General features: G+C 64.0%; 9 protein-coding genes. 1 reads left to right on the top strand and 8 read right to left on the bottom strand.

What is annotated here, in order from left to right; translation table 11 throughout:
• Nucleotides 1-22: 22 nt before the first annotated feature.
• Nucleotides 23-1,126: a Fic family protein gene (locus QH168_RS16445; protein ID WP_280235532.1), complete on the top strand. Its 1,104-nt coding sequence runs from the start codon at nucleotides 23-25 to the stop codon at nucleotides 1,124-1,126.
• Between the two features lie 23 nt (nucleotides 1,127-1,149).
• Here QH168_RS16445 and QH168_RS16440 read toward each other — a convergent pair whose 3' ends face one another.
• The 8 genes from QH168_RS16440 to QH168_RS16405 all read right to left on the bottom strand — a co-directional run bounded on the left by QH168_RS16440 (nucleotide 1,150) and on the right by QH168_RS16405 (nucleotide 12,372).
• Nucleotides 1,150-1,695, bottom strand: coding sequence for a hypothetical protein (locus QH168_RS16440; RefSeq protein WP_280235531.1), 546 nt, complete (start codon nucleotides 1,693-1,695; stop codon nucleotides 1,150-1,152).
• A 51-nt stretch (nucleotides 1,696-1,746) separates the two neighbouring features.
• Nucleotides 1,747-2,016: a hypothetical protein gene (locus QH168_RS16435; RefSeq protein ID WP_280235530.1), complete on the bottom strand. Its 270-nt coding sequence runs from the start codon at nucleotides 2,014-2,016 to the stop codon at nucleotides 1,747-1,749.
• A complete protein-coding gene (locus tag QH168_RS16430) occupies nucleotides 2,013-2,762 on the bottom strand; it encodes a TNT domain-containing protein (RefSeq protein WP_280235529.1) in 750 nt (249 codons plus the stop codon). Before QH168_RS16430 ends, QH168_RS16435 begins: the two co-directional genes overlap by 4 nt.
• A gap of 33 nt (nucleotides 2,763-2,795) precedes the next feature.
• Nucleotides 2,796-3,191, bottom strand: a complete 396-nt coding sequence (locus QH168_RS16425) for a hypothetical protein (protein ID WP_280235528.1) — start codon at nucleotides 3,189-3,191, stop codon at nucleotides 2,796-2,798.
• Between the two features lie 229 nt (nucleotides 3,192-3,420).
• Nucleotides 3,421-3,759, bottom strand: coding sequence for a hypothetical protein (locus tag QH168_RS16420; RefSeq protein ID WP_280235527.1), 339 nt, complete (start codon nucleotides 3,757-3,759; stop codon nucleotides 3,421-3,423).
• Nucleotides 3,760-4,000: 241 nt separating this feature from the next.
• Nucleotides 4,001-4,585 carry a hypothetical protein gene (locus QH168_RS16415; protein WP_280235526.1) on the bottom strand — a complete coding sequence of 195 codons (585 nt, stop codon included), beginning with the start codon at nucleotides 4,583-4,585 and terminating at the stop codon, nucleotides 4,001-4,003.
• Between the two features lie 3 nt (nucleotides 4,586-4,588).
• Nucleotides 4,589-5,044: a hypothetical protein gene (locus tag QH168_RS16410; protein WP_280235525.1), complete on the bottom strand. Its 456-nt coding sequence runs from the start codon at nucleotides 5,042-5,044 to the stop codon at nucleotides 4,589-4,591.
• Nucleotides 5,041-12,372: a toxin glutamine deamidase domain-containing protein gene (locus QH168_RS16405; RefSeq protein WP_280235524.1), complete on the bottom strand. Its 7,332-nt coding sequence runs from the start codon at nucleotides 12,370-12,372 to the stop codon at nucleotides 5,041-5,043. The genes QH168_RS16410 and QH168_RS16405 overlap by 4 nt, the downstream gene beginning before the upstream one ends.
• Nucleotides 12,373-12,393 lie beyond the last annotated feature (21 nt).

Raw genomic sequence — 12,393 nt, 5'->3', positions numbered from 1 at the left:
CGGGTCCGTGATCGTCTCGTGCGTGCGGGTCGCGACGGCACTCGTCGAGACGGAGGCGCTGTCTCGATTGCTGCTGCGCGCCGAGGCCATCGCTTCCTCACGAATCGAAGGACTGGAGATCGGCGCCCGGCGGCTGCTGCGCGCGGAAGTGGCTCGTGACTTGGAGGGGGAATCCTCGGGTGTGACTGCTGCCGAGGTGCTGGCGAATATCGACGCGATGGCCTTGGCTACCACCGTGGTCGGACCCGGTGATGCGATCACCGAGACCGCCCTCCTGGAGGTGCATCGCAGACTGCTCGCGGGCACCAAGCTGGCAGCACATGGCGGAAATCTGCGGGAGGTGCAGAACTGGATCGGCGGCAGCTCCTACAATCCCTGCTCGGCCGAGTTCGTTCCGCCACCCCCGGAAGATGTGCCCGAGCTGATGCGGGACCTGCTCGACTTCTGCAACAGCGACGATCTGCCCGCTGTCGCCCAGGCGGCGATCGCGCACGCCCAATTCGAGACGATCCACCCATTCATCGACGGCAACGGCCGAACCGGCCGCGCGTTGTTCCACCTCGTTCTGCGTCGCCGCGGCGTCGCCGAACGTATCGTCGTACCGGTGTCGCTGATCCTCGCGACATGGAGCGACAGCTACATCGACGGGCTGAATCGCTTCCGTCATCTCGGCCCGCCCGACTCGGAGCAGGCAATCGAGGACCTGAACATCTGGGTCGCGCGCTTCGCGGCCGCATGTACTCGCGCGGCCGGCGACGCTACAGATTTCGAACATCGAGCTGCCGATCTGCAACATTCCTGGCGTACTCGACTAGCGCCCGTGCGCGCGAACTCCGCACTCGACCTATTGGTTGGCAAACTCATCGGCGCCCCGATCCTCACCGTCGCCACAGCCGCGACGCTGATCGAACGCAGCTACCCCGCCACCAACGCGGCCATCGAGCGTCTGACCGCCGCCGGAATCCTGCGACAGCTCACGATCGGTCGCCGCAACAGGGCATTCGAATCCCCCGACGTGATCACAGCATTCACCGCACTGGAACGCCGCCTCGCCAGCCCTGACGGTGACACACGCCCATCACCACCCAAACGTCCGGTACCGCGTCGCCCTTCACGCAGACTCTGAATGAAATCGGCGACGCGTCCTCTCTAGAACTCGAATGTTCCCGTCTGGGGCCAGGTTCCGTTCTTGCGGTTGCGGGCTTCCGCCCATGCTGTCGCGTGCTGGACCGTTACGTGGATCGCGCGGGTGTCGGTTCTGGTCGCCAGGGTGTGTTTGTCGATCACCAGGTGGTGTTCGGTCGGAGACTCTGCGGGTGGTTCGGTCAGGGACTGGGCTCGGACCTGGTATTCGATCTCCTCCGGGGTTTCCCGAGTCCGTTCGATATGGGCTCGCCACATCGGCGGATAGACCTGGTAGCCCTGAACCTGCCCGCCCGTTCTGATCGCTTCGTCGTATTCCTCACCGATCAGTTTCGGCGGCAGGCTCCGATGCGCCGTCACCACGCCGGTCTGCTTGTTCACCACGTAATTCCCCAAACCGAGGCCCTGCCCGTTCGCGATCTCTTCCGCGGTCAGGACCGGGCGAGCCACCCACCCGAACTCGGTCTCCAGAATCGTCAGTTCCCGGCTCGGGTAGATCGTGGCGAGGTACTGCTCCACTTGTTCCCTGGTCGGGACCGGTTGTGCCTGCATCGTCGGCTCTTTCGTCGCGGGGAAAGTGGACTCGGGTTCGTTCTGGAACTGCTAGCTCCGATTGAGGATATCGGTGGTCAGCATGCGACCGCCCAACAGTCGCAGGGCGGCGAATCTCGAGTTCGCGCGACCGAGGTTCTGGGTCCGGGAACCGCGTTCGTAGTAGAAGACTTCCCACCAGCCGTCCTCGGCCTCGATGACACACCACGCCTGTTCTCGTGTTCTGCCCTCGGAGACAAGCGAATCCGGTGTGCTGACCTTGGAGAACTGCGCCAATTGGCTGGTCGGGTCCTGCGGGAAGAGTTCGCCTCCGGTGGTCACAGTGCCATCTCCTCGATGAATCCCGAGCCCACCAGGTCGACGGCGGGCAGGAGCGTGAAGTATTGGGTGCCGCCGCCTGGCTGTTCGAACCAGGGCGCCACCGCGCCCGACCACACCGGCGTCTCTTTGATGACCCGCCATCGCCGGTAGCCGGAGTGCGCGTAGTCGAGGGGGAGTGAGCGTTCGACGAACGGTGTGCCGATGTCGTACAACAGGCGGGTGTAGGTCGATCCGAACGAGTCGACGATTCGTCCGGGTTCGAGACGGATCGGTGCCCGGCCCGCAGGGTCGGCGAAACCATCCGGATGCTGATTCGGGTCCGGCCAGACCAGCCGACGTTCGCCCATCGGCAGCCCACGGTCCTCGGCCACCACGAATTGTTGTATCCAGTCGCTCTCGGTGAGTTCGCCGAAGACACCGCCGGAATCATCATGCAGCAGCGATTGCACTGCGGGATGGGTGATCGGTACTCCACCGAGCGCACCGGCGGTTCCCCTGCCGGGTGCGAGCGGCTGCGTACCGTCCAACCCGCCGCCGATCATTCCGAGCATGCCCCAACACGCCGCGTCCTGCCTGTTGTACACGCACCGGTCGTGGCGGCCCCCGCGCTCGTACCAGAAGACCTCATAGGTGCCGTCTTCCATGGGGACGAGGCAATAATGATCGTCGGCGAATCTGCCGATCGAGAAGATCGACTCCGGCACGCCGAGGCCGCGCAGGATCATATCCAGCTCGTTGTAATCCACGTCCTGACCTTTCTGAAGGCCTTTCGGTCGGCCTCAATCGAATAGCTTGTCGAACTCTCGTTCGGCGGCTCTCAACGCCTCCGGATCGAGAACAGCCGGGGCGAAGTTCTGGCCCTGCGCATGAGCAATGAACGCAGCGGGGACCTCGACTCCGTACTCGCGCACAAAGTATCCCCAGTACGAGGGCCAGGCCCACGTCCCATCGGTCGAGTAGCCGATCGACACCACTCTCTTCTTGGTCGGATTCAGTGGGTCGTCGATGGATGCAGTGACCCACAGGGCGCTGGATTCGTCGAGGTAGGCGGCCAGCGGAGTGCGTAGATCCTGATCGAGTCGGTCCAGGCGCTCGCGAACGGAGACCTGCTCGAAAGGGGCTTCGTCATCTGCGTCATCGAGCCGGTCCACGACCTCGTCGAAATCGGGCAGCATGTACATCGGTCTAGGGCCTTCCAATCGAATCGGATCGATTCTCTACCATCTGCCGGAATCTTCGAACGCGAAGCTTCACTCGCTGTTGCGAAACTCGACTATTGATTCTGGCCACTTATATCGTCGGATCGCCAGATCAAGTTCCTCGGGAAAGTCTCCACCAAGGAATCGAATACCGCCGGACCATTCCTGCACGACGGATTCGTCTTCGGCGATTAGTATTGCACTTTCACCCCCGCAGTCGGCGAGCGGTGAAATCTTTCCTGATCTGTGTTCGTGGTGGGTAGATCTGACCGCCTGCTGGCGGCCGACCTGTCCGCATCGCTTCGGCGTAGTCTTCGGCGATCATCGGTCCCGGCCAGCTCGGATACTGGGTCACCACCCCGGTCTCGGCGTTGACCACCAGGCTGGTCATCCCGACGGTCTGACTGAATGTCGTTCCCGGGGCCGGCTCCGGACTGCACAACCACCCGAATTGAATCGGACCGATGCGGTATTTCTGGCTGGGACCGAGGATCTGTGCCAGATACTGTTCCACCTGATCCTTGGTTTTATACGGTGTCGGCATTCATTACTCCTTGGTCGGCGGGTATGGGGATGAAATCCACAGTCACCGAGTTACCGACCATCCCTGGGGTGGTGTCTCGGACACGGTCCGGTGAGGATGTCGGTAGTCGGCATGCGACCGCCTAGTGGGCGCAGGGCGGCGACCTTCGAGTTCGCTCGGCCGGGATCTTGGGTTCGGAACTTGAACCGCGTCGGGGTCGCTCGGCGCTCGGGTGGCCAGGCGTGCGGCAGTCGAAGAGAACTCATTCCTGCGAGCGGGAATTGCGGTACATCTCCGCCACTTTTCCATGTGGGAGATTCGGCCATAGTGAGAGTTCGCCGGTGTGCCTGTCGATCACTCCGACACCTGATCCGACTCGGCTGGATCTGGGGCGAGGCTTCGACCCGCTGGCCGAGTCGTCCCGGACGATAGGGGCCAGCGGATAGACGACGAAACCTAGGTCGAACTCGTACACCCCGCCGCGGATCGGGTTGTGAGGGTTGTTGCCGCGGCCCATCCATTCGTCGGCTATGGCTTGAGCCTGGTAGATGTCGACCGGGCCGGATCCAGGCCGAGGAGCTGGTTCCGTGTTGCGTGGAAGGAGTGGGATCACCACGCCTTCTACCTTCGGGACCTCTCCACTTTCGCGGAGTCTGTATAACTCGAGCGCAGCCGTTTCGGCGCTGATCGGCGTCAACGCTGATTCTTCGACGTCGGTTGGTGGCTCGACTGGTTCCCAGGTCCCGGTGGAGCCGAACGATTCGATACGGTCAGTAGATAGGCGCCGAACGATTTCGGTGTGTTCTGCGATACTCCGTCGGATGAAGTACTCGACATGGCCGGGCACGAATTACTCCTTCGTTGGCGGGAGTGCGCTGGTGTAGCTGAACGACGGTGCCTGACCGGCATCCTGCCTCGCGAACTCGTCTTCCCACATCTTGTAAGTCCGCTGGAAAAGTGAGGTGATGAGTGCTCGTTCGTCGGGGCTCAGATGCCGCTGCTCCGTCCGACGCTGTTCAAAGATTGCCGTGATCGTGTCGTACAGCGCGAAAACCGGACCGGTTCCGCGGAGGTGTTCCATCCGGGCCTCCTCGGTTGCCCTGATGAACTCTCGCTGGGACCTGAAAGTTCTGATATTGCTTTCGGATCGGGCGCCGAGGATTTCCTCCACTATATCGAAAGGTGCGGATTCGAATCTTCCTGTCCTGATATTCAGTATGGCGCCGATATCCCGTCCGTCTGGAGTTCTTTCCAGTACGATCGGTCGATCGAAGTAGCGGTAGTAGCGCAGGTGGCCCGCGATCATTGCAATCCCCTTTCCAGTGCCGTCTGAAACATCTCGATCGAGCGGCGTTCGAGCGCGGCATTCAGCGCGGATTCGTTCGGTGTCAGTTGCCGGCCTTCGGATTCGGCAAGTGACTTGAGATCACGCCTTCCTTCGTACAGGGCATGTTCGTAGTCTGCGACTTCGTCTATGTGGCTGAGATGCAGTCGGAGTTCGGCGATGTGTCCGTCAGGCATTCTCACCTTCATCTGGAGATCGCGATATCCCGAGCCGACGGGTTCACTGAACCGGTCGTCGAAATCCACGATCTCGATCCTCTCATCGCTTGCCAGTAGATCAGCCGCGCGATAAATATCTGCCACGCTGTTGAACACGATCTTCGCGCCTACGAGGTCCGTCAATCTGGACACGTTTCCTCCGTACCCGGCAATTTTGTCCTCGGCGCGGCTCCTGTCTTTCGGCTCGTTACGCCATCCGGGCTGCCCATCTGTTTCCCGAGACACCTCGCGGACAACGTTGTTCAGGGAATCCTGTGTGGACTGCCAATGTTGGTATTGACGATCGAGATACTGGCGCCTGTAGTCGGGATCTCCTTGCCTATTCACGTCGAAATCCGGTTGCCGACGGTCGGTTTCCAAGTAGTCCTCGGTTGCCGTGCGCAACAATTCCGATATGGCGCGCTGTGTCGATGTGAGTGGTGTCGGCTCAGGTCCGGACGCGGATTCGTGTTCGGTCAGAATCTCGTCGGGCCCGCGGTCGCGCACTTCATGCGCGGCATCTACCAAAACCGGGATCGACTCGGGGTGATTCATCAGAGACGCGAGTGTCTTGGGGCGTGCAAGGAGTGAGTTTTCGAGGTAACCGGTTTCCTGTAGCAACACAGCCAATTCGGGGTGCTGCGGGAGAAGGTGTCGAACCGCTTGGCCTATCGGCGTCTCGACGCCGTCCACTACGATCGTTGTGCCTTGCCCGTCAGCGCGATCCAGGGCCTCCACTACGTGAGCCTGGCTCAGATACTCTTCTGGGCTGAGCAACGGTTGTGTGGGCCTGCTGTCCGCTGCTGGATCGGCTGCGTCGGGATGGTCGTCGGCTGGGCTGTCCCCGGGTTGCTTCGGCGGCCCTTCGGGAGGGTCGTCGGGCGCATCCGAGTAGTTGTGCTCAGGATCGACAACAGGATTCCGGTCGGGATCCATCGTTATCGCCCACACGTCACCGACAGGAGCTGTGAACGGAAAGTAGTCGGTTATCGTCCTCGACTGGAAATCGACCCACAGCAGTCTGCCATTGTCGTTGATCAATGCGAGCTGATGCGATCCGGGATCGCTGGGCTGACCGGTGTACGGATCAATCTGAGGCGGATCCGAGGGTGCCCATTCGACGAGGACCGCTGCGGTCGACCCCGGCCCGGCGTCCGCTACCTGCTGGATAGCCTCATCGAGTCCGTCGTCGCCACTTCCGGCGTGCGAATACCGCGCGCCCGCCCACTCTTCCATGTTGGAAATGCCATCGATCTCCCCGGCCCAATCCGGCCGACCGAACTCGTCGGTCTCCAGCATCCGCGCGGCAGCGGCGTGCGGTTCACCATAAAATGTTGACAATCCTGCCCTGGTCGCATCGACACAGTTGATGCCGCGGCCCGAGTCGGCCCATGGCCCGCCGTCGTTGACCTCATCCACCCATGGGTGGCTGACGGGAGGGTGTACCAGCGGTTCCCCGTCGGGCCCCCGCGGTACCGCATTCTCGACAGCCTGCTGAAACTCGGGTTCGACAGGCCGCAGTCCTCCGGGCTGTTCGAAGGGGCGAACCTCGTCGAGCGGCCGGCGCGGCACCAGATCCATGTGATCAGCTGCGGTCGATGGTTGGGAGGGGTCTGTTGGCGTGCTGTCCGATGCGGAGGATCCGGGTCGCCCCGCGGGGGCTGCTGGCGGAGTGCCGCTAGGGCCAGTCGTCGAATTACGGTCCTGGCTGGTTGTTTGATCAGAAGATCGGGATGCCCCAGCGGTGTTCTGGTCGCTCGGAGCCGCGAGTGACTGGGCGTTCTGCGGGGCAGTCTCCGGGCGATGACTATCGTCTAGAACTCGAAGGTCCCGGTCTGGGGCCAGGTCCCGTTCTTGCGGCTGCGGGCTTCCGCCCATGCCATCGCTCGGGTGCATGTGGGATGGATTGCCGGGGTGTTCGTGTGGTGTTGGAGGTTGCGTTTGTTGATCGTGAGATGGTGTTGTGCCGGTAGTTCCATGGGTGGTTGGGTCAGCGACTCGGTCTGGACTCGGTACTGGATCTCGTCGGGAGTCTCCTGAATCCGGTCGACGTGCACTCGCCATGTCGGTGGGTACACCTGGCGTCCTTGGACTGGTTGTCCCGTCCGAATCGCTTCGTCGTATTGCTGCCCGATCGTCCGCGGATGCAGGCTGGTGTGAACTGTGATCACTCCGGTCGCCCTGTTGACGACGTAGTTCCCCTGGCCGCGCCCCCTGCCCGCTGCTTGTTCCTCCGGCGTCAGGATTCGACGGCACACCCATCCGTACTCGGTCGGGCGAACCGAGAATGTTCGAGTCGTCTCGAGTGCCCGAGCCAGGTATTGCTGAACTTGTTCCGGTGTTTGGAGCGATTCCGGCATCGTTTGGTCCTCCGGGGCCGATTGGGATGAATTCCAGCAAGCACGATTCGTCTATTAGCGCGGCGGGTGGAACATCGAAGGTCGCCCCTGTCTGTGGGTCCCACCAGACCGGGCCGCTGGCGCCGTAGGGATAGACGATGACCGTGACGTGCCCGCCTTCAGCTATAGGCCGACCGTCCTCGTCGAACATCGGGTTGTCGTCAGCGTCGAGAGCGTGCCAGTCATTTCCGATAAGCGCTGACGAACCCGGTCCGAGACGAGCGATATGGTCGTGTATCGCTGCTGCTTGCTCAGCAATAGACATGCTGCTGTCGAAGCGTTGCCAGTCACTGTTGAGCCAAGTGCGGGCGCGTCGGTCGCCATCGTGTTCGCCGTCGTCGTCGATGGTGCCATCCGGGAGTTCGTCAGGGTAGCGCGGGGCGGAGACCTGGGGGTTTCCGTAGAACGACGATAGAGCAGAAAGCGAGCAGTCCAGGCAGTTGTTCCCGCGGCCTTGGACGGTTGGTCCGCCATCGTTGATCAATCGGCCGTAGGGGTGGGTGCGGGGGTCGGCGCCTACGGTGAAGTCGCTGCCGTTACGTAGGGCGTCTTCGACGTCGTGTTGGTACGAAGAATTCTCAACCCGGCTCAATCGCTGCGGGCCCTCTATACGAGTGTCTGAGGGGTTCTCGAAATTGAACCCAGCGCGGGCTATCGCGATCTCATTGCTGAGCTGGCGTAGTTCACCCGTCGTAAGGCCGATGGAGCTGTCGCCCGTTGGGGCGAGACCGAGTTGAATTCGAATATTGTCTGCAAGGTGGGTGGGATTGTCGTGCAATGACCAGTTGTTGAAGTCGCCGATCCCGCGGCTGGAACCGGCCTGTAGGTGTGCATCGGCGGGATTGCTGGTGAATTCGACATCGACCAAAAGCCGATCACCGCCGAGGAGTTGGGGTGCGGTGTTGAAGGAGTGGTCGATTGCGTATTCGGTGTTGGCCATCAGGCGTTGCATGTCTGCGGAGCTGATGTTCGAGCCCGGGGTGAGGTGGACTCGGACGGTCAGGACCGAGACGTGTTCGCCGGAGGGGAGGCGGTGGCGGCGGATTTCGTATGCGGGGCGGCCGGTGTGGTTCGAGGGGACGCTCGTGACTCGGCCGTCGACCGGTGGTTGGTTGCGGTAAAACTGGCGGACCGCGCGAGCTTGCTCCGCAGGGGTTTGGGGCGCGGGGGTGGCGGGGTGGCGGGGCGAATGCGGTTGTGTGCCCGGAGAGTTGGCGTCGGGGTTTCGGGTGCGGCCTGGGTCCGGCCTGGGGGTGTCGCGGGGCTGGTCGGGGGTGTGGGCGCGCTGGGGGTTTGTGGAGTGAGGGGTGGCGTTCGGGTTCGGTTGGGAGCTACGCGTGGGTGCTTGATTGACGTTGGAATGGGTTGCAGGAGTAGTCGATTCGGGTGCCCCATGACCTGGATGGGTTGGTCGTCCTTGGTAGTGGGAGCCGAGATCGCCGCGAGAGTGGCTGGGAGTGGCGCTTCGAGGGTCCGTTGTTCGCGTGCTGGTGTGATCGCTTTCAGTAGGGCGCGCGGGTGTGATCGGGTTGAGTCGATCCTGGGGTGGCGTCGAAGGAGATTCGTTCCGAGTTGGACGGGGCGGCGATGCCGACCCGGGGGCTCGGGCGTCCGGGAAGGTCGGGTTCGGGCGGTTTGTGGTGAAAGGGCCCGGTGATCGGGGGCTGGTGTCGGTGGGGTTGTTCGCTTGATCGCGGGCAGGGTTGGGCCACCAGCTGGGGAGTTGGGTGCGGGCGCGGTGGGCTTCGGGGTTGGTGAAGTCGTGGAGGGGTGCGGCGGCGGGAGTTGAGTTCGTCGGGGTGTCTGTGGTGGGGGCGTCGTCGTTGGCGGAGGGGACGGAGTCGTTTGCGCCGTTGTGTGCGGGTGAGGTGGGCTCCGTGCCGTTGGTTGCGCCCGTGTCGGGGCGCGTTGGGTCCGCGGTGGAGGTGCTCGGCTGCTGCGAAGGTGTGGTGGCGGTGGGTGGGTTGGCGGCGAGGTGGGCTCGTTCGGCCTGGTATTCGGCTTCGGTGGGTTGGTAGCGGCCGGTGTGGGGGTTGTATTGGCCGGTGTAGAAGGGGTCGCGGGGGATGGGGCGGCCGTCGTTGAAGTGGGCTACGTATTTGTGGATGGTTGGGTCGTAGCCGGGGCGGTTGGGGGGAGGTGAGGAGTCGGTTCGGGGGGTGGCGGCTGGGCGGTTTGTCGTGGGGTTCGGGTGTGACTGTGGCGGATGGGCGGCGTCGGTGACCTGGGTGGTGCCGGTGGTCGGCCTGCCGGTGATTGCGTCGGGGGTGGTGGGGCGTTCGGTGTTGTTCGTGCGCGTTGGGGTGCGGCCGGATGTGGGAGTGGTCTGTGGGGCGAGGCCGGGTTGTGTTGTGGGCGTGGGGTTCTGGGGTTGCGGGGGTGTGGTGGAGGTCGGCGCGGCGGTGGCCGGGGAGGCGGGCGAACTCGGCTGGGTGCCTGCGTCGAGTGGGGGTGCGGTGGCTGTTGCGGCGGCGGCGGTGGTGTTCGCCGGGGCGGCGTTGGGGAGGGGTGCGCCGGTCGTGGATTGTGACTCGGTGTCGGTGGGGGAGTTCGGGGCCGGTAGGTCGAGTGGGCTCGAGGGGTGCTCGGACGGCGCGTCCTGATTCGGCGGGTCGAGGGGACTTGGTTGCTGCTCGACAGGGGCGTCCTGGGGTGGCAGATCCAGCGGGTGCGGCGTTTGAGTGGGTGGGGCGTCTTGGGCGGGTAGATCGAGCGGATCGGAGGTCCGATTCGGTGCGGGGTTCTGGTTGGGGAGGTCGAGCGGGCTCGGTTGTTGGGTGGGTGTCGGTTCCTGGTCGGGGAGGTCGAGGGGGCTCGGTTCCCGGGTGGGCGCTGGTTCTTGGGGCGGGAGGTCGAGCGGGCTTGGTTCCTGGGTCGGCGCTGGTTCTTGGGGCGGGAGGTCCAGCGGGCTCCGAGCCTGGTCAGGAGAGGTGTTCGGGGAATCCTGGTCTGGGAGATCCAAGGAGCCGACGGGGGCATCCTGCGCGGGGAGGTCGCCGGGGCGTGGTTGCTGGTTTGCCGGGGTCGGAGTCGATTGGCCGGGTTGGGTCGCGGAAGGGCTGTCCGGTGTGGTCGTGGGGCTCGGCCTCGAGTGGGCCGACTCGGCCGGGGAGGTCGGCGATGTGGGGGCCGAAGGCGCGGGCGGAGTTGTGGGTGAGGTGGGCTGCGCACCGTTGGATGAGCCGGGGTTCGGTTGAGTGGCGTTGCCAGGCTCGGTCGGCGCTTGTTGCGGTGGCGTGGTGGGAGTCGAGGGTGAAGTGGGGTCTTGGGTGGGCAGGTCCAAGGAGCTGGGCTGCGGGTCCGGCCGTACAGGGGAGTCGGCGGCGTTATCGTTGTCGGAGCCGGTGGTGGTGGGCTCGTCGGAGGTCGGCGCGGTGGGTTGGGGGCGGTCGGCGGGTGGGTTGTTGCCGCCGGAGTTGTTGTCTCCGTTGGTGTTACCGGCTGTGTCGGTGGTGGGTGTGGGCTGTGGTGGTTCGTCGGTGGGGGGATTGTTGCTGTTCTGGCTGTCGTCGTTGTGGTTGTTGCCGCTGTCGTGGTCAGCGGGGGCGGTGTGGGTGGGAGGTTCGTTGCTGTTGTTTTCGGCGGAGGTCGGGGTGTTGTTCGGGTCGCTGGTAGAGGCCGGTTGGGTGGGGTTGCCGGCGCTGGTGTTGGTGGGGTCGCCTGCGGAGGCGGGTTGGGTGGGGTTGTTGTTTGCGCTGGTGTTGGGGTCGCTGGTGGGTGTGGGTTGGGTGCGGGCGGGTGGCTCGTTGCCGTTGCCGGAGTCGTTGTTGCTGTTGGCGTTGGCGGGGGTGGTTTGGCCGGGTTGGTCGTTGTTGGTGGTGTTGGGTGGGTTGTTTCCGCTGCGGTCGGTGGGGTTGTTCTCAGGGCGGTTGCCGTCGTTGTCCGCGTTGTTGTCGGGGTTCTGGTTGTTGCCGCGGTCGGGGTTGTTGCTTTGGGGGTTGTTGTTCGGCTGGTCGTCGTTGCCGCCGCCGCTGCTGTTGTCGTCTTCGTTGCGGTCGCCGCCGCTGCTGTCGTCGTTGCCGCCGCGGTCGTTGTTGCCGCTCTCGTCGTCGTTGTTGTCGGGCCCGTCGTCGTTGTTGTCGTTGTTGTCTGGCCCGTCGTCGTTGTTGTCTGGGCCGTCGTCGCCGTCTGCGTTGTCGCCGTCGTTGTCGTTGCCGCCGCGGTCGAACTGGTTTTGGGCGGCTCCGGCGGCGGCGCTGGTGAAGGTGTCGGCGGTGAGTTCGAACTCTTCACCGGTGATCGCGGCCATCGCGGCTTGGGAACCGACATCGGAGGCGACTTCGGTGGTGTAGTCGGTGGCGAATTGTTTGGCCCGGTTACCCAACGCGTTGCTGAGGCCTTCGCCGGCGTTGTCGCCGACGCCGTTGGTGAGTCCCCCGTCGCGGCCGAGTCCACCGGAGAGAGCGCCTCCGATGGCGCCGCCGGCGGCGGACTGCCAGACCGAGGTGAAATCATCGCGGGACAGTTCGCGGTCGCCTTTGGCGGCCTGGAGTAGTCGGATGCCGAGGTCGAGGCCGCCTTCTTCCAACGCACCGAGCGCGGCTTCTTTCACGACTCGGGACAGGATCCGCTGGAGTAGTTGTTTCATCGTCAACCGGATCGCGGCTTGGGTGGCGACGCGGGCGGCGGCGCCGGCGGCGGCTCCGGCGGGGGCACCGACCCCGGTGGCGGCCGCAGCGAGTGCGGCGGCCATTTCGACGGCGAAGATGACCAG

Origin of the sequence: Nocardia cyriacigeorgica (assembly GCF_029868385.1) — a bacterium.
GTDB lineage: Bacteria > Actinomycetota > Actinomycetes > Mycobacteriales > Mycobacteriaceae > Nocardia > Nocardia cyriacigeorgica_F.
This window is presented reverse-complemented; position numbering and strand designations above follow the sequence as displayed.